This is a genomic window from Pseudomonas sp. NFACC42-2 (assembly GCF_900116055.1).
GTDB classification, from domain to species: Bacteria; Pseudomonadota; Gammaproteobacteria; order Pseudomonadales; family Pseudomonadaceae; genus Aquipseudomonas; species Aquipseudomonas marginalis.
In genome coordinates, this window is the sequence record NZ_FOZO01000002.1 from 146,617 (window position 1) to 166,966 (window position 20,350).

Here is a 20,350-nt window from a genome sequence, read left to right on the forward strand (position 1 = left end):
CAATCAAGGGTGACAAGTCTAATCAGGCGCGACGTACAGGGCGGTCAAGCCAGTGTAATGTCGTGTAAAGATCGCGCGCTGTGCAGGGTGATCTCCACTGTCAGCCCACCGCCTGGCTCGTTGCGCGCGAGGATGTGGCCGCCGTGCATCTGAACGGCCCTCGCAGCAATGGCCAGCCCCAGGCCAAACCCCACGCTGGCATCGCCCACCCCACGCTCGAACGGCTGGAAAATGCTGTTCAACCGGTCATTGTCGACGCCCGGCCCTTGGTCGGTGATCAGCACCGTGAGGCGGTTCGCATCGCGGTTGACCTGCGCCGACACGCACACGGTGGTGTCCGGCCGGGTGTAGCGCACGGCATTGCGAATCACGTTCTCGAAGCAGCGGTACAACAACTCACCGCTGACGCAGGCGATAAACGGCGGGCACGCCTGCAGGTGCACGCGGCAGCCTTTGATGCCGGCTTCGAACTGCGCATCTTCAACGATCATCGCCAGCAATTCGACGATATCCACGGGCTCGCGCTCGATACTTTCCGGGCGGCCTTGCAGGCGCGCCAGGGTCAGCAACGCTTCGATCAGGGTGTCCATGCGCTCGGATTCGCGCTCGATGCGTTCGAGCATTTCCAGGCGGGCGGCGTCCTGGCGCAACAGGCCGATGGCCGCCTGCATGCGCGTCAGCGGGGAGCGCAGTTCATGGGAGATGTCGTGCAGCAACTGCTGCTGGGCCTCCACCAGCACCTTCAACTGGTTGGCCATGCGGTCGCAGTCTTCCGCCAGGTCGACGATCTCGTCGCGACGCTTGCCCATGGCCGGTTTGACCCGGGTTTCGAAGCGTCCGTGGGCCGCGTCGCTCATGGCGCGCTTCAGGTAAGCCAGGGGCCAGGCCAGGTAATAGGCCATGTAGCCGCTGAACAGCGCACTCATCAACGTGCCGATGATCAGCGGAATCTGGTGCCAGGGCCGGCCGGGCGGGTTACCGGGCGCGTGGGTCGATCTGATCGACAGCGCCAGGCCTTCCTTGCTGACGACCGCTCGCTCATAGACCGGCTGTGTCACCGGCCCACCTACCAGCAATTGACCGGCACTGTTGTAGACGCCGATGGCCTCATCCGCCGGGCGCTCCCACACCGCCAGGAGCTGGCCGCCCGCCTCGACACCGAACGTTTGCAGCAGCTTGTCTTCGGCCGCCAGCATGGCTTCCACATGCGGGTCATTCGGCTGGAAACGGCCCAGTTCAAGCACGCCGACGCCCACCAGGAAGGTCAAGGTGGTCGCCAGCCAGAAGGCCAGGAACAGTTTCCAGAACAGCAGGCTGGGCTTGGTCATTCGGCAATCAACAAATAGCCGAGGCCACGTACGCTCTGGATCCAGGCCTTGGCGTCCGGGCGCGGCCCGAGTTTTTGCCGGATGCTGCTGATATGCACGTCGATGCGCCGATCGTAGCGGGTCAGCGGGCAACCGAGGGCATTGAGTGACAGATCCTTTTTACTCACTACCTGGCCGGCACTGCGGGCCAGCTCTTCCAGCAGGCTGAACTCGGTGCTGGTCACACCCAGCTCGAGGCCGTTCCACAGGGCCTGGCGCCTGCCGGGCCACAACACCAGCGCGCCGGTCGTGATTACTTCGGTGGTCGGCTGGTCCACCGGCTGCACCCTGCGCATGATGGCGCGCAGGCGCGCGACCAGTTCGCCGGGGGAGCTGGGCTTGGGCACGTAATCATCGGCGCCGAGTTCCAGGCCGGTGATGCGGTCGATGTTGTCGCCACGGGCGGTGAGCAGCACCACCGGCACCTGGCTGACGACGCGGATGCGCCGGAGCACCTCGATGCCCGAGCGCTGGGGCAGCATGACGTCCAGCACCACAATGCTGTAGCGCCCCGACAGCGCCTCCACCTCACCCTCCTCCCCCGTGTGCACGGCCGTGGCCTCGAAGCCTTCCCGCGCGAGGTATTGGCTCAGCATGTCAGTCAGTTCCTGGTCGTCGTCGACCAACAGTACGCGGATCATCTCGGGCTCGTCGGTGGGGGGTTGCGCATTATCGGCCCGGCATCGGCATCCCAGGCCAAACTTTACCTAACTTGACATTCGGTTAACCGCACCAAACGCCCCTCGCTCGTATGCTGGATGTTCACCAGTCCGGCCGCGCGGCGAGTTGTCCATGCGTGCCGGCGCTGCTTGTCGATGTGTTCTGGAAAAGATCTTGATGAATTTTTCGCGCCTGCTCTGCTCGGTTGCGCTGCTGCTCAATGCCTCACTGGCACTCGCCCAAGGCTTCAAAATCTCGGATATTCGAATCAACGGCCTGCAACGGGTCTCTGCGGGCAGCGTGTTCGGGGCATTACCCCTGAACGTCGGCGACGAAGCGGATGACCGGCGCCTGGTGGACTCGACCCGCGCGCTGTTCAAGACCGGTTACTTCCAGGACATCCAACTGAGCCGCGAAGGCGATGTGTTGATCATCAATGTAGTCGAGCGTCCTTCGGTTGCCAGTATCGAGTTCGAGGGCAACAAGGCGATTGCCACCGATGACCTGATGAAAGGCATGAAGCAATCGGGCCTTGCCGAGGGCGAGATTTTCCAGCGCGCCACCCTGGAAGGGATACGCAACGAGTTGCAGCGCCAGTACGTTGCCCAGGGCCGGTACTCGGCGTCGGTCGACGCGCAGGTGGTGGCTCAGCCGCGTAACCGCGTGGGCTTGAAAATCAAGATCGACGAAGGTGAAGTGGCGTCGATCCAGCACATCAACGTAGTGGGTAACACGGTGTTCGCCGACGACGCCCTGATCGACCAGTTCACCCTCAAGACCAGCAACTGGCTGTCGTTTTTCAAGAACGACGACAAATACGCACGGGAGAAGCTGTCGGGCGACCTTGAACGCTTGCGCTCCTATTACCTGGACCGTGGCTATATCAACATGGATACCACCTCGACCCAGGTCTCGATGACCCCGGACAAAAAGCACGTCTACATCACCGTGAACATCCAGGAAGGCCAGAAATACACGGTGCGCGAGGTGAAGCTCAGTGGTGAGCTGAAAGTCCCGCAGGACCAGGTCCAGTCCTTGCTGCTGGTGCAGAAGGGCCAGGTGTTCTCACGCAAACTGATGACCACCACTTCGGAGCTGATTACCCGTCGCCTGGGCAACGAAGGCTACACCTTCGCCAACGTCAACGGCGTGCCGCAGGCCCACGATGAAGACCACACGGTTGACGTCACGTTCTCCGTCGCCCCCGGTAAGCGGGCCTACGTCAACCGTATCAACTTCCGTGGCAATACCAAGACCGACGACAAGGTGCTGCGGCGGGAAATGCGCCAGATGGAAGGTGGCTGGGCGTCAACCTATCTGATCGACCAGTCCAAGGTGCGCCTGGAGCGCCTGGGGTTCTTCAAGGAGGTGAACGTCGAGACGCCTGCGGTGGCCGGCCTCGATGACCAGTTGGATGTGAACTACGCCGTGGAAGAACAAGCGTCCGGTTCGATTACCGCCAGCGTCGGCTTTGCCCAGAGTTCGGGCCTGATCCTCGGCGGCTCGATCACCCAGAACAACTTCCTCGGCACCGGCAACTACGCCAGCCTGGGGCTGACCCGCTCGTCCTACCAGAGCAAGTACAACATCGGCTTCACCGATCCCTACTTCACCACCGACGGGGTGAGCCTGGGTTACAACGCGTTCTACAGCAAGACCGACTACAACAAGTACTACGATGACGGGGTGTCCTATTACGCCATCAATAGTTTTGGCCTGGGCGCCACCCTCGGTTACCCGATCAATGAAACCTCGCGCTTGAACTTTGGCCTGACCGTACAACACGACAGCATCGAACCGGGCACCTACAGCGCCGACGAGATCTACGACTTTATCGAGCGCGAAGGCAAGGAATTCACCAACTTCAAGGCCAACCTTGGCTGGTCGGAGTCGACCTTGAACAAAGGCGTGCTGGCGACTCGCGGGCACTCGCAAAACCTCAACCTGATGGTGACGGTGCCCGGCAGCGACCTGAGTTTCTACAAAATCGACTACACGGGGCAGACGTTCCTGCCTGTCAGCAACAACACATCACTGCGCTTTCACACCAAGCTCGGCTACGGCAGCGGCTACGGCTCCACGGACGGGCTGCCCTTCTATGAAACCTACACCGCCGGCGGCGAAGGCACGGTGCGCGGCTTTGAAAGCGGCACCCTCGGCCCGCGCAACACCCCGGCAACCGGTGCCTACGCCAGTGCCGGGCAGGCGTACTACTCGGACCGGGACACCGAGTCGCTGGGCGGCAATATCCTGATAACAGGCGGAGCGGAGTACTTATTCCCGGTGCCGTTCATCAAAGACAACAAATCCGTGCGAACCTCGTTGTTCTGGGACGTGGGCACGGTGTATTCCGACAAGTGCTACCTCAGCACGACCCAGGGCTGCGGCAGCGTGGACCTAAGCCAGATGGCCAGTTCGGTGGGAGTTGGGGTGACCTGGTACAGCCCGCTGGGGCCGCTGAGTGTGAATTTGGCGTATCCGATTCGCACGCCGGAGAACGCGGACAAGCAGGTGTTTCAGTTCTCCATGGGGCAGACGTTTTAAAGGTTGCGGCGTGTTGATGCGTTTCCCCCTTCTCGGAAAGGCCCTACACAAATACCGGACGTCTGGCGAAGCCGCGGTTATGTATTGTTTTTTATAAAGGAACTCTGCTGTCAAGCCTTGGTCGGCTGATGTGTGGATTTTCCTTTCACTACGCGGATAAATCGGATGAAACAGATGCCCTTCGTCGAGGCCAAGCCTGTTGCCGACAAAAAGCTGGCTTTGTTTGCACCCGTGTCAGCGCCATGGCGTTCAAGCGCACGCCCGCTGCACCTGCACGATTTTGCTGCCTGTCGGAATGTCGAATCAGGCGCGGTTTTTATTATCGCTTCCGGCCTGTCAGCCAAATCTTTTCCCCTCGAAAAGTTTGCGCACGTGCCCATGATCACCATGAATGGCGCGATTTCGATGTTTATGAATACCGACATCAAACCGAGTTTTTACGCCTGCACGGACAGAAGCTTTTCCAACCAGCAGCCGGATTTATTCAACTACGCCATGGCTGTCAGCCAAAGGGTCGCGCTATGGGAAGACCATGCGCAATCCTCCCATGCTCGTCCAACCGGGCAGCTCTACCCGCTGTCCAAGGCTCCAAAACCGTCGTGGATCGATGTGGCGCTCGGAAGATCAAAAGAGCTGGTTACTGATCACTCCTTGATCGCCTTTCGGAAACGGTCCATCGGGTTCAGCAAGGACATGAGCCAGGGCTTTTTTGATGCTCGAACCGTGGCCTACCTGGCCATCCAGCTGGCATTCCACGTCGGGTTCTCCAAGGTTTTCCTGGTGGGCGTCGACCTGGACGAAAAGTCGGGGAGGTTTTACGAAACGAAAAACTCCACAAACTCCCCCTGCGGGCTCGACCAGCACTATTACACCCGCATACTGCCGTCGTTCGAGTTGATGTCCAAAAAGGTCATGGGGGATGACTTCATGGTTTACAACTTATCCGGTATTTCGAAGATCCCGGACAGCGTCATTGCGCGTGTAACCGTTGCGGAAGTGGAAGCGATGCTCCAAAAGTCATGAAGCAAGAAGGGTTGACGCGAGCCCTTAGCGACTGCTGCCCTTTCACATACCTTTCACAGTCGAGCGTCTAGGGTTAACCCAGCTCCTGGTGAACATCCCTTTAAGCCCGCACTCCCCATCGCGGGCTTTTCTTTGCCTGGGATTTAACCGTGTGAAACCAGGTCAGTGCCGGGCTTCTTGCATCTGCCTGCCGCTGCAACCTGGTCCCTATCCAAGCATAAGGCCCTGTGATATCACTGCTCTCGAGAAAGCGGCCTATCTGGGAGCGGTCGATGAGGGTATTTGGCCTGGCAATACTCATCCCTACCTGCGTCATCAGTTATTTCATTTGCGCCGGGGACACAGCAGTAGCCTTAGCGTCCAACTTCGCGCTCTATTTCAGCGCCGTCATGCTCTACATGTATCCGTCGATCTGCATAGCCCTCCTGCATCCTAGCCCTCCCCGCGTCCTGCTGATGGCAAATCTCCTCGCTGGATGGACCCTATTCGGCTGGTTCAAGACTTACCGTCGGGCACTGACGTAATTGAGCCAGAACGATGGCGCCCAGCCTAAACGCTGACATCCAGGATCATGGCCCGTTGGCACTTTTTCAATCGAGGCATGTCAATCCTGCATAACCACCACGTCAGTACCTCATCATGCACAGTTGGAAGAAGATATCGTTGACTGAGGGTCTACAACGGAACCTGCCCGGTCACCAAGTGGATTGCATTCTGATCAATGGCTGGACGGCGACCGTTTTCGTCAGACAGCTCGAACATGACTCAATGTTTTGCACAACGGGTATCAACCTCGCCAAGCTGGCAGATAGCTCAAGTATTCAAAAACTTGCTGAAGAGCTTGTGTTCGAGATCGACATGTCGGGGGGGAGAGCTGGCTAGCTCTCCCCTAGTCATTCATTCTGCTGTGCTGGGGATGTGTGTCCGATCTAACCGGACACATTGTTGGCCTGCTGGTGAGGATGTGGTGTCGGTGATTCAGCCGATATCGACATTTATGGCGATGTCCCAGGTGCCGGCGCCGTTTTTAGCCAGGCCGATCATCATCAGACCGAGCCACTCGAGCGACTGGGCCATCTGCAGGTTGCCGACATCCAACGGACGCAGCCCGAGACTCTCGAGGAGGGTCGAGACGCTCGCCTTGGCGTGCGCATCGTCCGCCGCGATGAACGCGTCGAGGCGTTTATCCTTGGTAAGCACATGGCCGAAGAGGGTATTGAACGCCTTGACGACATGCGCGCTGGCCGGGACGACCTTGGCGATCTCCTGCGCGCCGGAACTGCCGTGAGGGGTAACGAGGCCCGAGAGATCGGAAGCGACCGGGTTGGTGATATCGATGATCACCTTACCGCCGAGCGCTTTCCCAAAGTCGGCCAGTACTGCCAGCGCATGGGTGTACGGTACGGCGAGAATGACGATCTCGCCCGCCGGGGTGGCGCCGTAAGTTCCCGTGATCGCTCCGGATGCGAGCGTGTCGGCAAGCGCCTGTGCCTTGGCGGGATCGCGGCTGACCACCTCGACGGTGTATCCGGCCTTGGCGATACGGCCGCCGACAGCCGCGGCCATGCCTCCCGAACCGATGATGCTGATAGTGCTCATGTGCAGTCTCCGTTTGAAATCGGGTGGTTTTCCAGCGTTTCTGGACGGGTTACGCCGTCACTTCATCAGTCGGCCGGAAAGTAGTGACCGCCATCAAGATCGGCGAAGAGTCCAGGCTGGGTCGGTTCCCAGCCAAGCACCCGGCGCGTGATGGCGTTCGATGTCGGGGTGTCCAGCGTGACCAGATTCGCAAGGAACCCGAAGTAGCCAGGCAGCATCAGCACGTCCGCAGGGATGGGCACGGCCGGCAGATTCAAGCGGCTGGCAATGGCTTCGGCGATCTGACGGTATGGGATAGCCACCTCGGCGATTGCATGCCAGCTTCTGCCCGCCGCACCTTTTTCCAGCGCCAGGCGAAACACGGTGGCGAGGTCACGGGCATGCACGGCCCCCCAACGGTTGGTACCTTCTCCGGGGTAGCCGACAACCCCCTTTTCCTTGGCCAGCCCGATCAACAACGGTAGGAAGCCGGCGTTATCGGTGGAGCTGTGCATGATCTCGGGGATCCGCACGATAGAAGACCGTACGCCCTTGTCCGCAAGACCGATCACCGTGGTTTCCACGATGTTCCGAACCCGCAGGGTATTCTTGTACGGATCGCCGCCTGGAAGGGGCGGATCCTCCTCGGTGGCCGGCCGGCCCAAGCCCTCCCACCCCGGCGAGCCGACGCTTCCAGACACGACCAACGGCTTTGCGCTTCCGGCCAATGCTTCGCCATAGGCGAGCATGATCTCAAGCTCCGCGGCCGCAACGGCGTTGATCCCACCGGTTGGAATCAGGTCCTGCCGATGCGCGAGGTGAATGACGCCGTCCGAGGCTGCAGCCGCTTCCTTGAGACCTTCGAGGTCCTCGAGATTGCCGCGACGTACCTTGGCGCCGAGCGCAGCAGCCTGCGCCGCGGCCGTGTCGGACCGAACCAGAGCCGTGACCTCATGGCCGGCAGCAATAAGGTCGGAGATGACGTACGGACCGGAATGGCCGGTGCCGCCGGTAACAAAAACCTGCATATGCGTGTTCCTCATGGGTGATGGGTGCGGAAAAAGGTGCAAGGGGGGGCTGTGCCGGGCACCTGTGTAATCCGGCGCCCCACCGTCAGCTCAGGTCGTCGGCGGAAAATAATGGCCGTTGTCGAAGTCCTCAATCAGGCCGGGCTGGACGGGGTCCCAGCCAAGCGCCTGGCGGGTGATGGCATTCGACGCGGGGAGGTCCAGCGTGGCCACTGCCGCCAGGAACCCGAAGTAGCCCGGCAGCATCAGTTCGTCCGCGGGGATGCTCACGGCTGGGACTCCCAGGCGAGCGGCTATAGCCTCGGCGATCTCGCGGAACGGGATTCCCTCGTCGCCGATCCCGTGCCAGGTTTTGCCTGCGGCCCCCTTCTCGAGCGCCAGGCGGAACAGAGCGGCAAGATCGCGGACGTGCACGGCGGGCCAGCGGTTCTTGCCGTCTCCCGGATAGCCGGCGAAACCCTTTGTTTTCGCGAGCATGATCAGTTGCAGGCGACCGGTCGCACTGTGTAAGAGAGTGGGAATCCGCACGACCGACGATCTGACTCCTCGCTCGGCGAGGCCCAAGACGGCGGTTTCCACGACATTGCGTGCCAACAGAGTGCCTGAATCGATAGGGCCGTTAGGTAGAGCGGGATCATCCTCGGTCGCCGGGCGGCCCAGGCTGACCGGTGCGCCGATAGGCGCCGCCCTGCCCACGTTCATGGGCGTGCCGATACTGCCTGCAACGACCAATGGCTTATCCGTACCCGCCAGCGCTTCGCCGAACGCGAGGACGGTCGCGAGTTCCGATTCGACTAAGGCGGCGATCCCGCCGGACGGAAGCAGTTCGGCCCTGTATCCGAGGTGGATGACGCCGTCGGACTCGACCGCCGCCGCCTTGAGCCCTTCGAGGTCGGCAAGATCTCCACGACGCACCCTGGCGCCGAGCGCGGACGCCGTTGCTGCGGACGCGTCTGACCTTGCCAGAGCGACGACCTCATGGCCGGCTGCGATGAGGTCGGGGATGACGTACGAACCGACGTGGCCGGTGCCGCCAGTGACAAAAACGAGCATGTTATTGGCCCTTCTGAGCAGAGTGGTACGAGACGCGCTGGTGCGATCCGGTGAACTCACTCAACGTAGGATCCATGCTGGTCTTTTCACTTGCAAAAAGCAAGTGATCGATTGATTTTTACTTGCGACATGCAAGTGATGCTAATATCCAGCCATGAAAACGACTCTTAAAGAAGACTTTCGGTCCCATTGCGCGGTGAACTACGGCGTGGAGATTTTCGGCGACCGGTGGTCGCTCCTGATCATTCGCGACATCGTTTTTGTTGGGAAGAAGACGTATGGGGATTTCCTGAGGTCGGAAGAAGGAATCGCGACCAATGTGCTTGCTTCTCGCCTTGCCTTTCTGGAGGAGCAAGGCGTTCTCTCGAAGGCGCCCAGCCCCGACGACAGACGCAAGGACTTTTACACGTTGACCGAGAAGGGCCTGGACCTCATTCCAATTGTGATCAACATCGTGCTCTGGAGCGCGAAGCATGATTCGAAGTCATATGTGCGGCGCCGCGAGGAGTTTGTTGCTCGATTAACTCAAAACCCGATGCAGGTGAGCGAGGAAGTGAAAGCACTGGTCCGCAACGGCGGGTGCATCTTTCCTGAGAGTGGGGGATGAATCAGGCGACAAACGCGCCTTGTGAGGGCGCAATTGGCACTTATCCAAACGCATAAGTGCCATCAATCGAACTTGACCAAGTCCTTGAAGATCAGCTGACCCCAGCTATTTCCGCGCGCCTGCACAAGCATTCCACCTTCGGAAAACCCGCCCAGTTTGATCGGCGAGAAACCGAGATTTTCCGCGAGCGCACCAATCTCCGCTGCGGCGCCGTCATCATCGCTCGCCAGGAACACCACTCTCCTGCCACCCTGTACGGCCGGGTCCTGGTCTAAAACGGCAGCGACCAAATGGTTGAAGCCTTTGACCAGTCTCGCACCCGTAAAGGCCTGCGCGACGACCCTGGAGGATGGCTGTCCGCCGAGTTCCTCAGGGGGCACGCCGTAGGCATTGGTCACATCGATGACGGTCTTGCCTTCCCAGTTCTGCAGCGCCTTCGCGACTTCTCGGTGCGACTCGTAACGGACAGCCAAAAAGACAATGTCCGCCTCGAGGGCTTGCGCCAGTGTTTTTGGAATAATCCCGGGGCCAATCGCGGCCGCATCGGCTGCAAAACTTTGCGGATCGCGCGTGGTTGCAACGAATACTTCGATGCCTTTGCGGGCAAACGCCTTGGCAAGCGCCTGGCCCAGTTTGCCGAAGCCGATAATTGCGTAGCTCATAAAAATCTCCTTTGGTTTACCACGCCTTGCGGGCTCCGAAGAGGGAATGGAGTGACCGCTCGGGCGTAGCGAATCAGATTTGTGCCAGGCCGCCGTCGACGGCGACCTCACTGGCGGTCATGAAGCTGCTGTCCTGCGACGCGAGAAACGCGGCTGCCGCTCCGATCTCCTTCGGGTCGGCCATGCGTTGGAGCGGATTCATCGCGGCGAAGACCTTCATGCCTTCCTCGCCGAGCGCTGCCTTCGCGAGTTCGGTGGCCGTCGGCCCGGGCGACAACACGTTGACCCGGATACCGGTGCCCCTCAGGTCCTCCGCCCAGGTCCGCGCGAGGTTGCGCACGGCCGCCTTGCTTGCGCTGTAGACACTGAATGCCGGGGCGCCCGTGGTGCCGGCGCTCGACCCGGTCAGGATGATCGAACCGCCCTGCCCCATCAGCGGCAATGCCTTCTGGACCGTGAAGATCACGCCCTTTACGTTGGTCTCGAAGGTTTCGTCAATGTGCTCGACGGTGATCTTGCCGAGCGCAAGCGGGCTTCCCGCCCCGGCATTGGCGAAGACGATGTCGAGGGTTCCGCGCTCGGTCTTCACCGCCGCGTAGAGTCGATCGAGGTCGGCCAGATCGGAGACCGAGCCCTTCACCGCACGGGCATTGGGCCCGAGCTCGGCCACAGCGGCGTCGAGCGCGTCCTGGCGGCGGCCGAAGATGAAGACGAAGGCCCCCTCCTCGATAAAGCGTCTTGCTGCGGCGAGGCCGATACCGGTAGCGCCGCCGGTGATCACGGCGGTCTTTCCATTCAGTCTGGTCATGACGTGCATCCTTCGTTGGTGGTGTACCCAAGCAGGAAATTGCTTGCTTGAGACGAGGATGCAGCGCTGATAACCTAAGGACAAGTATGCACCTTTTGGTAAGTATCAAAAAATGACGACGACATCTGAAATCTGCGACACCGGTTGCGGGCTCAACGCCACGCTGCGCATCATCTCGGGCAAGTGGAAACCGCTGGTCCTGTTTTTCCTGCGCGGTGGCCCGAAACGCTATGGCGAGCTCAAGCGTTTGATCCCTGGCGTCAGCGACAAGGTGCTGATCCAGCAGTTGAAGGATCTGGAAGCCGATCAAGTGCTTGCACGCAACGACTACAAGGAAGTGCCCCCGCGCGTGGACTACACGCTGACCCCGCTTGGCCGTAGTCTGGCTGATGCGATCATCCCGCTGTGCACCTGGGGGACCGAGAACGCAGCGCAAATGGCAAGCATCTTCGCCGAGCGCGATACCTTGGCCTAGCGGGATGCAGACGGACCGCTGAGTGGGACGCATGCGAAATAGCTGAGAAAGATAGAGAAAACTCAGACAGGATTGGTGCCAAAGGCAGCGCGAAGAATGGCCAGTGATGACGTGAACTCACATCACAAGATGCGCTGATGATTCTACTGAGAACCTACCGTTTTGTAGGGGTAAAAACGATCAACAATAAAAAAGGGCCGCGAGATAAAATCTCGCGGCCCTTTGTATTATATGGTCGGGACGGAGTGATTCGAACACTCGACCCCTAGCACCCCATGCTAGTGCGCTACCGGACTGCGCTACGCCCCGACTAGGCGTGTTACTGGGTTCGCTTCGTAACGAAGCGATCAGGAATATACCGCAAGCTTTTGAAATGTGGAAGTATTTTAAAAGCCTGTATCACTTCTTCAAAACCACCAGCACATCTTCCAGTTCGGAGATCATCTGGCGGATCAGTTGCTTGTACTGGGTGGTGTCGTCTTTGGCTTCATCACCGGACATACGCTGGCGCGCGCCGCTGATGGTGAACCCCTGGTCATACAGCAACGCACGGATCTGTCGGATCATCAGCACATCCTGGCGCTGATAATACCGACGGTTCCCAGTGCGTTTGACGGGGTTGAGTTGAGGAAACTCCTGCTCCCAATAGCGCAGCACGTGCGGTTTTACCGCACAGAGCTCGCTGACTTCACCAATGGTGAAGTAGCGTTTGCCAGGGATGACGGGTAGCTCGTCGTTATGACTTGGTTCCAGCATAAGCCTCAACTCGGGCCTTCAACTTCTGCCCTGGACGAAAGGTGACCACACGGCGAGCCGTGATCGGGATTTCTTCTCCCGTTTTTGGATTGCGGCCAGGCCGCTGGCGTTTGTCCCGCAGATCAAAATTGCCGAAACCGGACAATTTGACCTGTTCGTTGTCTTCCAGAGCGTGTCTGATCTCTTCAAAAAACAGCTCGACCAATTCCTTGGCCTCGCGCTTGTTCAGACCCAACTCTTCGTACAGACGTTCCGCCATCTCAGCTTTCGTCAAAGCCCCCATACGTCACTTCCTTAACGTGGCGTTTAACCTTTGTTCGAGCGAGGTGAGGATATTTTGTGTCGTGGTATTCACCTCATCGTCATTAAGAGTGCGCGATGGATGCTGCCAGGTCAAGCCAACTGCAAGGCTTTTTCTATGCGGATCAATGCCTTTACCCTGATAAACGTCAAATAGCCTGAGGTCTGTCAGCCATTCCCCTGCATTTTCACGGATTACATCCAGAACGGCCGTGGCGGCGACTTCACGATCGGCAATCAGGGCCAGGTCGCGACGCACTTCAGGGAAGCGCGACAACTCGCTGAATTTAGGCATTTTGCCCGAGGCCACTTCAGCCAGGACCAGTTCGAAGACGAAGACCGGGCGGTCGAGCCCAAGGGTTTTCGACAGTTCCGGGTGGATGGCGCCGACGAAGCCCACCAGGCGACCTTCGCGCTCGATACGCGCAGTCTGACCTGGGTGCAGCGCCGGGTGGTTGCCTGGCACAAATGTGAAGTCGTCCAGTGCACCGGCAAAGCCCAGTACCGCTTCCACGTCCGCTTTAACGTCGAAGAAGTCCACGGCATCCCGGCCTTGCGCCCAGCCTTCCGGCAAGCGGCTGCCGCAAACAACGCCGGCCAGCATTGGCTCTTGCTTCAGGCCGTCGAGTTGCCCGACAAACCGCAGGCCGCTTTCGAACATGCGCACGCGGTCTTGCTGACGGTTCAGGTTATGGGAAAGGGCTTTCACCAGGCCCGGCCACAGGGATGAACGCATGGCGGCCATGTCGTTGGAGATCGGATTGGCCAGCAGCAGCGGCTCGACGCCCGGGTTGAACAGTTCGAACTGCTTCGGATCGATGAAGCTGTAGGTCACCGCTTCCTGATAGCCACGGGCAACCAGCAGACGGCGCAGCTCAGGCAGGTGAGCACGCGCTTCTGCCTTGGGTTGCGGTGCCAGGCGCGCTTGCGGGTAACGAACCGGCAGGCGGTTGTAACCGTACAGGCGAGCCAACTCTTCGATCAGATCGACTTCCAGGCTGATATCGAAGCGATGGCTTGGCACTTCAACATGCCACTGCCCTTCCCCACCCGCAGAAATGTTCAACCCGAGGGCCGACAGCAGTTGTTCGATTTCAGCCGGTGCGATGACCAGGCCAAGCATTTGCTCGACACTTTTGGCACGCAGGGTAATCGGCGCAACGGACGGCAGGTACTGTTCGTTGACGGTTTCAATGATCGGACCGGCCTCGCCCCCGGTGATCTCCAGCAGCAGGCCAGTGGCACGCTCCATGGCTTCACGGGCGAGCTTCCAGTCCACACCGCGCTCATAGCGATGCGAGGCATCGGTGTGCAGGCCGTAGGAGCGGGCCTTGCCAGCGATAGCAATCTGGTCGAAGAACGCGCTTTCAAGGAACACATCGCGCGTGGTCGCGGACACACCGCTGTGCTCGCCCCCCATCACACCGGCAATCGCCAGGGCGCGGGAATGGTCAGCGATAACCAGGGTGTCGGCGCGCAGGCTGACTTCCTGGCCGTCGAGCAGAACCAGCTTCTCGCCTTCTTCGGCCATGCGCACGCGGATGCCGCCATTGATTTCAGCGAGATCGAAAGCGTGCAGCGGTTGGCCCAGTTCAAGCATCACGTAGTTGGTGATATCGACGGCAGCGTCGATGCTGCGCACGTCGGCGCGACGCAGGCGCTCAACCATCCACAGCGGGGTTGGCTTGGACAGGTCGACGTTGCGGATCACGCGCCCCAGGTAACGCGGGCAGGCGCTTGGCGCCAGCACTTCGATCGGACGCACTTCATCGTGCACCGCAGCCACTGCGGCAACCACTGGACGAGTGACTGGCGCGTTGTACAGCGCACCCACTTCACGTGCCAGGCCAGCCAGGGACAGGCAATCGCCACGATTCGGAGTCAGGTCGACCTCGATGCTGGCGTCTTCCAGCTCCAGGTAGACGCGAATGTCCTGGCCCACGGGCGCATCGCCCGGCAGTTCCATCAGGCCATCGTTGCCCTCGCCTACTTGCAACTCTGCCTGGGAGCACAGCATGCCGTTGGACTCGACGCCACGCAGCTTGGCTTTCTTGATCTTGAAGTCGCCCGGCAGTTCAGCGCCGATCATGGCGAACGGGATCTTCAGGCCCGGGCGCACGTTGGGCGCTCCGCACACGACCTGGAACGTTTGTGCGCCATTGCTGACCTGGCACACACGCAATTTGTCAGCATCGGGGTGTTGCTCGGTGCTCAGCACCTCGCCCACCACCACACCACTGAAAACACCGGCGGCCGGCGTAACGCTATCGACCTCAAGACCGGCCATCGACAGACGCGCAACCAGCGCATCGCGATCTACCTGCGGGCTTACCCAGCCGCGCAGCCATTGTTCACTGAATTTCATCCTGCTCTCCTAAAGATTCGTTACGACTAGCGAAATTGCGCGAGGAACCGCAAGTCGTTGTCGAAGAACAGACGCAAGTCGTTCACGCCGTAACGCAGCATGGCCAGACGCTCAACGCCCATGCCGAAGGCAAAGCCCGAGAACTCTTCCGGATCGATCCCGGACATGCGCAGCACGTTGGGGTGAACCATGCCGCAGCCCATCACTTCCAGCCAGCCAGTCTGCTTGCAGACGCGGCAGCCTTTACCGCTGCACATCACGCATTCCATGTCGACTTCTGCGGATGGCTCGGTGAACGGGAAGAATGATGGACGGAAACGCACCGCCAGCTCTTTCTCGAAGAACACTCGCAGGAACTCTTCGATGGTGCCCTTGAGGTCGGCGAAGTTGATGTCGCGATCAACCAGCAGGCCTTCGACCTGGTGGAACATCGGCGAGTGGGTGATATCGGAGTCGCTGCGGTACACACGGCCTGGGCAGACAATGCGGATCGGCGGCTTGTTCGCTTCCATGGTGCGGACCTGTACCGGGGAGGTATGGGTGCGCAACAGCATGTTTGCATTGAAATAGAAGGTGTCGTGCATCGACCGGGCCGGGTGATGGCCTGGGATGTTGAGCGCCTCGAAGTTGTGATAGTCGTCTTCGACCTCAGGGCCTTCGGCAATGCCGTAGCCGATGTGGGTGAAGAACTGCTCGATACGTTCCAGAGTCCGGGTGATCGGATGCAGACCGCCCGAGGCCTGGCCGCGACCAGGCAGGGTTACATCAATGGACTCGGCGGCGAGTTTGGCCGCGAGATCGGCCTCCTCCATGGTCGCCTTGCGCGCATTGAGCACCTCTGTGACACGCTCCTTGGCAACGTTGATCAGCGCGCCGACTTGCGGGCGCTCTTCAGCCGGCAAATTTCCCAGGGTCTTCATCACCTGAGTCAATTCACCCTTTTTGCCAAGGTAGTGAACCCGGATTTGCTCCAGGGCATTGATATCTTCAGCGCTTTGCACAGCCTCAAGAGCTTGAGCGACGAGCGCGTCCAGGTTTTCCATGTACAGACTCCAGATACAAAATAGGGGAAGAGCTTGAAGGCTCTTCCCCTATTTATGACGTTTACCACCTTGGGCTACAGGCGCAGCCCAGGGTGACTGTCGGGGGTACTTAAGCCAAGGTGGCTTTAGCTTTCTCGACAATCGCAGCAAACACCGCTTTTTCGTTCACGGCCAGTTCAGCCAGAACCTTACGGTCGATTTCGATGGACGCCTTTTTCAGGCCAGCGATGAAACGGCTGTAGGACAGACCGTTAACACGTGCACCAGCGTTGATACGAGCGATCCACAGAGCGCGGAACTGACGTTTTTTCTGACGACGGTCGCGGTAGGCGTATTGGCCTGCCTTGATTACCGCTTGCTTGGCAACACGGAATACGCGTGAACGCGCGCCGTAGTAGCCTTTAGCGAGTTTCAGAATTTTTTTGTGACGTTTACGGGCAATGACGCCACGCTTTACACGAGCCATGAGTTACTTCCTCTATTCTTGATCCAAAATTAACGAAGGCGCAGCATGCGCTCGACTTTTGCCACGTCAGACGGATGCAGCAAGCTGCTACCGCGAAGTTGACGCTTACGCTTGGTCGACATTTTGGTCAGGATGTGGCTCTTGAAAGCGTGCTTGTGCTTGATACCGTTAGCAGTTTTCAGAAACCGCTTAGCAGCACCACTTTTAGTCTTCATCTTTGGCATGTTCGGATACTCCGCATTCAGTTGATAAACATAATCAGAAGGCCTGCCGTGCCCTGTTGATTACTTCTTCTTTTTCGGGGCGATGACCATGATCAGCTGGCGTCCTTCCATCTTAGGATGCTGTTCGACCGAACCGTACTCGAGCAGGTCAGCTTCAACCCGCTTGAGGAGTTCCATCCCCAGCTCCTGGTGGGCCATCTCACGGCCGCGGAATCGCAAGGATACCTTGGCCCTGTCCCCATCACTCAGGAAACGTACCAGGTTGCGCAGTTTTACCTGGTAATCCCCTTCCTCCGTCCCTGGACGAAACTTGATTTCTTTTACTTGAATCTGCTTCTGGTTCTTCTTCGCCGCGGCAACCTGCTTCTTCTTTTCGAAGATCGACTTGCCGTAGTCCATCACCCGGCAAACGGGTGGGATTGCATCGGCGGAGATTTCCACCAGGTCCAACTTGGACTCTTCTGCAATACGAAGCGCTTCATCAATCGAGACGATGCCAATCTGCTCGCCGTCAGCGCCAATTAACCGAACCTCGCGTGCCGAGATATTCTCGTTGATCGGGGCTTTCGGTGCAGCTCGTTTATCTTGTCTCATTTCACGCTTAATAATAATTACTCCGAATCTGGGCGACCACGCCGGGAAACCGCTTGCGCGAGGAACTCAGCGAACTGGGCGACGGGCATCGAGCCCAGGTCAGCACCTTCACGAGTACGCACAGCGACAGTCTGCATCTCGACTTCCCGATCTCCGATAACCAAAAGATAGGGAACCTTGAGCAAAGTATGCTCGCGGATTTTAAAGCCGATCTTTTCATTTCTCAAGTCGGACTTGGCACGAAATCCGCTTTCGTTGAGAGTTTTTTCAACTTCAGCAGCAAAATCCGCCTGTTTATCAGTGATATTCATGATCACTGCCTGAGTCGGAGCCAGCCACGCAGGGAACGCACCCTCGTAGTGCTCGATCAGGATACCGACGAACCGTTCGAACGAGCCGAGGATCGCCCGGTGCAGCATAACCGGGTGTTTACGACTGTTATCTTCGGAGACGTATTCGGCTCCCAAACGGATCGGCAGGTTAAAATCGAGCTGCAAGGTACCACATTGCCAGACACGGCCAAGGCAATCTTTCAACGAGAACTCGATCTTCGGGCCGTAGAAGGCGCCCTCACCCGGTTGCAGATCGTACGCAAGGCCCGCACTGTCTAGCGCTGCGGCCAGGGCCGCTTCGGCGCGATCCCATAGTTCATCGGAACCGACGCGTTTTTCCGGACGAGTGGACAGCTTCATCTCGACTTCGGTAAAGCCGAAATCACGATAAACGTCCATGGTCAGCTTGATGAACGCGGCGGATTCGGCCTGCATCTGCTCTTCTGTACAGAAGATGTGGGCGTCGTCCTGGGTGAAGCCGCGCACACGCATGATGCCGTGCAGCGCACCCGATGGCTCGTTACGGTGGCAGGCACCGAACTCGGCCAGGCGCATCGGCAACTCGCGGTAGCTCTTCAGGCCTTGATTGAACACCTGCACGTGGCACGGGCAGTTCATCGGCTTGATGGCGTAGTCGCGGTTTTCCGACTGGGTGGTGAACATATTGTCGGCGTAGTTGGCCCAGTGCCCGGATTTCTCCCACAGGCTGCGATCAACGACCTGCGGGGTCTTGATCTCCAGGTAACCGTTGTCGCGCTGAACCTTGCGCATGTACTGCTCGAGCACCTGGTACAGGGTCCAGCCGTTCGGGTGCCAGAACACCATGCCCGGCGCTTCTTCCTGGAGGTGGAACAGGTTCAGGCGCTTGCCGATCTTGCGGTGGTCGCGTTTTTCGGCCTCCTCGATGCGTTGGATATAAGCGGCCAGCTGCTTCTTGTCAGCCCAGGCAGTGCCGTAGATGCGTTGCAGTTGCTCGTTCTTCGCGTCGCCGCGCCAGTAGGCACCGGACAGCTTGGTCAGCTTGAAGGACTTGAGGAAGCGCGTGTTCGGCACGTGCGGGCCACGGCACATGTCGACGTATTCTTCGTGGTAGTACAGGCCCATGGCCTGCTCGTCCGGCATGTCTTCCACCAGGCGCAGCTTGTAGTCTTCGCCACGCGCAGTGAACACGTCGATCACTTCGGCGCGCGGGGTGACTTTCTTGATAACGTCATAATCTTTTTCGATCAGGACGTGCATGCGCTGTTCGATAGCGGCCAGATCGTCCGGGGTGAAAGGACGCTCGTAGGCGATGTCGTAGTAAAAGCCTTCGTCGATGACCGGGCCGATCACCATCTTCGCAGTCGGATACAGCTGCTTGACCGCATGGCCAATCAAGTGCGCGCAGGAGTGGCGAATGATCTCCAGCCCCTCTTGATCCTTGGGCGTGATGATTTGCAGGCTGGCATCGGAGGTGATCAGGTCGCTGGCGTCAACCAGCTTGCCATCGACCTTGCCGGCCACGGTGGCCTTGGCCAGGCCAGCACCAATGGATGCGGCGACCTCGGCTACGGAAACCGAATGATCGAATGAACGTTGACTGCCGTCGGGAAGAGTAATAGTTGGCATGGCGCCTCCTCTCCTAGTGGTGACCCCTACCAAAGGTCACGTGGGTTGGGATGAGCCAGTACAAGATCCAATACCAGGCCGTTCAGTGATGAACGCCTGCCTTACAGCGGCAGGAGCCTTTCGGCCAACCGATAATCGAACCACAGTGACTGGAGTGAGCTGAAAAGAAACATGGCAAGGCGGCAAATGGCGCGCCCGGAATTAGCCAGGCCGAAGATGCTAGCACAGATGAACGGTCATCGCGCCGGCAGTATCCGCTGCAAAGACAAATTCCAGCCTTTATAGCTGCAAAAGTGAACTTGAGCTGTACGCCACACCTCAAACCCACTGAGAATCGCCGTTCGTCCTCGAATCAAAGGAGCATCCCATGATGCGTTTTACCTCGACCCTCGCTTTCGCCGCTACCCTGAGCCTCCTTTCCCTCGGCGCGCAGGCTGCCGCTCCATCCAATTGGCCAGCCGGTGCCCGTGACAGTTTCGTCAGCGACTGCAGCGCGGCCGCCAGCCAGAACGTAGACGTCAAGACTGCCAAGGCCCACTGCGAATGTGGCGCCGACAAGATCAACGCCGAATTGAGCACTGCGGAAATCAAAGAGCTCATGACTAACCAGAACGCCAGCCCGGAGCTTAAAAACAAGGCAGTCGCGGCTATTTCGTCCTGCAAAGTCGTGAAGAAAAAGTAAGATCGGGCCTTGATCAGACGGCCGTTTTGCCAGGAAAACAGCCTGAAAACTGCCATTTCGCACAAATTACGCAGCTTTTACGGCTTTTTTTACCAGCTGATATTTCGCGCCGAAGCCCCGTAGATCGGGGCTTCCAGCCGACACAAGTAGCAAACGCAACGCTATTGATTAGCAA

Annotated in this window: 20 protein-coding genes and 1 tRNA gene; 5 read left to right on the plus strand and 16 right to left on the minus strand. The window is 59.1% G+C overall.

Annotated elements, in window-relative coordinates:
• Nucleotides 1-44 precede the first annotated feature (44 nt).
• Both BM416_RS04415 and BM416_RS04420 read right to left on the minus strand, forming a co-directional pair.
• Nucleotides 45-1,328 (minus strand): HAMP domain-containing sensor histidine kinase, encoded by a 1,284-nt coding sequence (locus tag BM416_RS04415; RefSeq protein WP_092485940.1) that lies wholly within the window; start codon nucleotides 1,326-1,328, stop codon nucleotides 45-47.
• Entirely contained in the window at nucleotides 1,325-2,008 is a 684-nt protein-coding gene (locus BM416_RS04420) for a response regulator transcription factor (RefSeq protein WP_092485943.1), read from the minus strand. Before BM416_RS04420 ends, BM416_RS04415 begins: the two co-directional genes overlap by 4 nt.
• Before the next feature lie 196 nt (nucleotides 2,009-2,204).
• Between BM416_RS04420 and bamA the strand changes: the two genes are divergently transcribed.
• Together bamA and BM416_RS04430 are read left to right on the plus strand one after the other, a co-directional pair.
• Complete coding sequence (gene bamA / locus BM416_RS04425; RefSeq protein ID WP_092485945.1) at nucleotides 2,205-4,571, plus strand: outer membrane protein assembly factor BamA; 2,367 nt, start codon at nucleotides 2,205-2,207, stop codon at nucleotides 4,569-4,571.
• A gap of 165 nt (nucleotides 4,572-4,736) precedes the next feature.
• Entirely contained in the window at nucleotides 4,737-5,594 is an 858-nt protein-coding gene (locus BM416_RS04430; RefSeq protein ID WP_092485948.1) for a lipopolysaccharide biosynthesis protein, read from the plus strand.
• Between the two features lie 978 nt (nucleotides 5,595-6,572).
• On the opposite strand, the gene BM416_RS04445 is transcribed toward BM416_RS04430, so the two are convergent.
• From BM416_RS04445 to BM416_RS04455, 3 genes are all read right to left on the minus strand, one after another.
• A complete protein-coding gene (locus tag BM416_RS04445; protein WP_092485957.1) occupies nucleotides 6,573-7,193 on the minus strand; it encodes an NADPH-dependent F420 reductase in 621 nt (206 codons plus the stop codon).
• 65 nt (nucleotides 7,194-7,258) lie between these two features.
• Nucleotides 7,259-8,200 carry an SDR family oxidoreductase gene (locus tag BM416_RS04450; protein WP_092485960.1) on the minus strand — a complete coding sequence of 314 codons (942 nt, stop codon included), beginning with the start codon at nucleotides 8,198-8,200 and terminating at the stop codon, nucleotides 7,259-7,261.
• 90 nt (nucleotides 8,201-8,290) lie between these two features.
• Nucleotides 8,291-9,253 carry an SDR family oxidoreductase gene (locus BM416_RS04455; RefSeq protein WP_092485963.1) on the minus strand — a complete coding sequence of 321 codons (963 nt, stop codon included), beginning with the start codon at nucleotides 9,251-9,253 and terminating at the stop codon, nucleotides 8,291-8,293.
• A 154-nt stretch (nucleotides 9,254-9,407) separates the two neighbouring features.
• On the opposite strand from BM416_RS04455, the gene BM416_RS04460 reads away from it, so the two are divergent.
• On the plus strand, nucleotides 9,408-9,860 hold the full coding sequence (locus BM416_RS04460; protein ID WP_092485966.1) for a winged helix-turn-helix transcriptional regulator: 453 nt from the start codon (nucleotides 9,408-9,410) through the stop codon (nucleotides 9,858-9,860).
• 62 nt (nucleotides 9,861-9,922) lie between these two features.
• Here the strand turns inward: BM416_RS04460 and BM416_RS04465 are convergent, their stop codons facing one another.
• Together BM416_RS04465 and BM416_RS04470 are read right to left on the minus strand one after the other, a co-directional pair.
• The gene (locus BM416_RS04465) at nucleotides 9,923-10,522 is read right to left on the minus strand and encodes an NADPH-dependent F420 reductase (protein WP_092485969.1); all 600 of its coding nucleotides are present in this window, start codon (nucleotides 10,520-10,522) and stop codon (nucleotides 9,923-9,925) included.
• A gap of 73 nt (nucleotides 10,523-10,595) precedes the next feature.
• Nucleotides 10,596-11,330: an SDR family NAD(P)-dependent oxidoreductase gene (locus BM416_RS04470; RefSeq protein ID WP_092485972.1), complete on the minus strand. Its 735-nt coding sequence runs from the start codon at nucleotides 11,328-11,330 to the stop codon at nucleotides 10,596-10,598.
• Nucleotides 11,331-11,442: 112 nt separating this feature from the next.
• Between BM416_RS04470 and BM416_RS04475 the strand changes: the two genes are divergently transcribed.
• Complete coding sequence (locus tag BM416_RS04475; protein WP_092485975.1) at nucleotides 11,443-11,805, plus strand: winged helix-turn-helix transcriptional regulator; 363 nt, start codon at nucleotides 11,443-11,445, stop codon at nucleotides 11,803-11,805.
• A 232-nt stretch (nucleotides 11,806-12,037) separates the two neighbouring features.
• Here the strand turns inward: BM416_RS04475 and BM416_RS04480 are convergent.
• The 9 genes from BM416_RS04480 to thrS all read right to left on the minus strand — a co-directional run bounded on the left by BM416_RS04480 (nucleotide 12,038) and on the right by thrS (nucleotide 19,493).
• A tRNA-Pro gene (locus tag BM416_RS04480) sits at nucleotides 12,038-12,114 on the minus strand.
• A gap of 90 nt (nucleotides 12,115-12,204) precedes the next feature.
• Nucleotides 12,205-12,561 (minus strand): MerR family transcriptional regulator, encoded by a 357-nt coding sequence (locus BM416_RS04485; RefSeq protein WP_003174972.1) that lies wholly within the window; start codon nucleotides 12,559-12,561, stop codon nucleotides 12,205-12,207.
• Nucleotides 12,542-12,844 (minus strand): integration host factor subunit alpha, encoded by a 303-nt coding sequence (gene ihfA / locus BM416_RS04490; RefSeq protein ID WP_002553164.1) that lies wholly within the window; start codon nucleotides 12,842-12,844, stop codon nucleotides 12,542-12,544. Before ihfA ends, BM416_RS04485 begins: the two co-directional genes overlap by 20 nt.
• A gap of 3 nt (nucleotides 12,845-12,847) precedes the next feature.
• Nucleotides 12,848-15,226: a phenylalanine--tRNA ligase subunit beta gene (pheT, locus tag BM416_RS04495; RefSeq protein ID WP_092485978.1), complete on the minus strand. Its 2,379-nt coding sequence runs from the start codon at nucleotides 15,224-15,226 to the stop codon at nucleotides 12,848-12,850.
• 26 nt (nucleotides 15,227-15,252) lie between these two features.
• On the minus strand, nucleotides 15,253-16,269 hold the full coding sequence (gene pheS / locus BM416_RS04500; RefSeq protein ID WP_017737822.1) for a phenylalanine--tRNA ligase subunit alpha: 1,017 nt from the start codon (nucleotides 16,267-16,269) through the stop codon (nucleotides 15,253-15,255).
• A 109-nt stretch (nucleotides 16,270-16,378) separates the two neighbouring features.
• The gene (gene rplT, locus BM416_RS04505; RefSeq protein ID WP_003174975.1) at nucleotides 16,379-16,735 is read right to left on the minus strand and encodes a 50S ribosomal protein L20; all 357 of its coding nucleotides are present in this window, start codon (nucleotides 16,733-16,735) and stop codon (nucleotides 16,379-16,381) included.
• Nucleotides 16,736-16,764: 29 nt separating this feature from the next.
• Nucleotides 16,765-16,959, minus strand: coding sequence for a 50S ribosomal protein L35 (rpmI, locus tag BM416_RS04510; protein ID WP_002553160.1), 195 nt, complete (start codon nucleotides 16,957-16,959; stop codon nucleotides 16,765-16,767).
• Nucleotides 16,960-17,019: 60 nt separating this feature from the next.
• The gene (gene infC / locus BM416_RS04515; protein WP_015884933.1) at nucleotides 17,020-17,571 is read right to left on the minus strand and encodes a translation initiation factor IF-3; all 552 of its coding nucleotides are present in this window, start codon (nucleotides 17,569-17,571) and stop codon (nucleotides 17,020-17,022) included.
• Nucleotides 17,571-19,493 (minus strand): threonine--tRNA ligase, encoded by a 1,923-nt coding sequence (gene thrS, locus BM416_RS04520; RefSeq protein ID WP_092485981.1) that lies wholly within the window; start codon nucleotides 19,491-19,493, stop codon nucleotides 17,571-17,573. Before thrS ends, infC begins: the two co-directional genes overlap by 1 nt.
• A 367-nt stretch (nucleotides 19,494-19,860) precedes the next feature.
• On the opposite strand from thrS, the gene BM416_RS04525 reads away from it, so the two are divergent.
• Nucleotides 19,861-20,175 (plus strand): hypothetical protein, encoded by a 315-nt coding sequence (locus tag BM416_RS04525; protein WP_027604109.1) that lies wholly within the window; start codon nucleotides 19,861-19,863, stop codon nucleotides 20,173-20,175.
• The last annotated feature ends 175 nt before the right edge of the window (nucleotides 20,176-20,350 follow it).

Excerpts from the sequence above, each read along its gene's own strand:
- BM416_RS04415 (WP_092485940.1), bottom strand. The coding sequence starts at position 1,328 with ATGACCAAGCCCAGCCTGCTGTTCTGGAAACTGTTCCTGGCCTTCTGG.
- BM416_RS04420 (WP_092485943.1), bottom strand. The coding sequence starts at position 2,008 with ATGATCCGCGTACTGTTGGTCGACGACGACCAGGAACTGACTGACATG.
- bamA (WP_092485945.1), top strand. The coding sequence starts at position 2,205 with ATGAATTTTTCGCGCCTGCTCTGCTCGGTTGCGCTGCTGCTCAATGCC.
- BM416_RS04430 (WP_092485948.1), top strand. The coding sequence starts at position 4,737 with ATGAAACAGATGCCCTTCGTCGAGGCCAAGCCTGTTGCCGACAAAAAG.
- BM416_RS04445 (WP_092485957.1), bottom strand. The coding sequence starts at position 7,193 with ATGAGCACTATCAGCATCATCGGTTCGGGAGGCATGGCCGCGGCTGTC.
- BM416_RS04450 (WP_092485960.1), bottom strand. The coding sequence starts at position 8,200 with ATGCAGGTTTTTGTTACCGGCGGCACCGGCCATTCCGGTCCGTACGTC.
- BM416_RS04455 (WP_092485963.1), bottom strand. The coding sequence starts at position 9,253 with ATGCTCGTTTTTGTCACTGGCGGCACCGGCCACGTCGGTTCGTACGTC.
- BM416_RS04460 (WP_092485966.1), top strand. The coding sequence starts at position 9,408 with ATGAAAACGACTCTTAAAGAAGACTTTCGGTCCCATTGCGCGGTGAAC.
- BM416_RS04465 (WP_092485969.1), bottom strand. The coding sequence starts at position 10,522 with ATGAGCTACGCAATTATCGGCTTCGGCAAACTGGGCCAGGCGCTTGCC.
- BM416_RS04470 (WP_092485972.1), bottom strand. The coding sequence starts at position 11,330 with ATGACCAGACTGAATGGAAAGACCGCCGTGATCACCGGCGGCGCTACC.
- BM416_RS04475 (WP_092485975.1), top strand. The coding sequence starts at position 11,443 with ATGACGACGACATCTGAAATCTGCGACACCGGTTGCGGGCTCAACGCC.
- BM416_RS04485 (WP_003174972.1), bottom strand. The coding sequence starts at position 12,561 with ATGCTGGAACCAAGTCATAACGACGAGCTACCCGTCATCCCTGGCAAA.
- ihfA (WP_002553164.1), bottom strand. The coding sequence starts at position 12,844 with ATGGGGGCTTTGACGAAAGCTGAGATGGCGGAACGTCTGTACGAAGAG.
- pheT (WP_092485978.1), bottom strand. The coding sequence starts at position 15,226 with ATGAAATTCAGTGAACAATGGCTGCGCGGCTGGGTAAGCCCGCAGGTA.
- pheS (WP_017737822.1), bottom strand. The coding sequence starts at position 16,269 with ATGGAAAACCTGGACGCGCTCGTCGCTCAAGCTCTTGAGGCTGTGCAA.
- rplT (WP_003174975.1), bottom strand. The coding sequence starts at position 16,735 with ATGGCTCGTGTAAAGCGTGGCGTCATTGCCCGTAAACGTCACAAAAAA.
- rpmI (WP_002553160.1), bottom strand. The coding sequence starts at position 16,959 with ATGCCAAAGATGAAGACTAAAAGTGGTGCTGCTAAGCGGTTTCTGAAA.
- thrS (WP_092485981.1), bottom strand. The coding sequence starts at position 19,493 with ATGCCAACTATTACTCTTCCCGACGGCAGTCAACGTTCATTCGATCAT.
- BM416_RS04525 (WP_027604109.1), top strand. The coding sequence starts at position 19,861 with ATGATGCGTTTTACCTCGACCCTCGCTTTCGCCGCTACCCTGAGCCTC.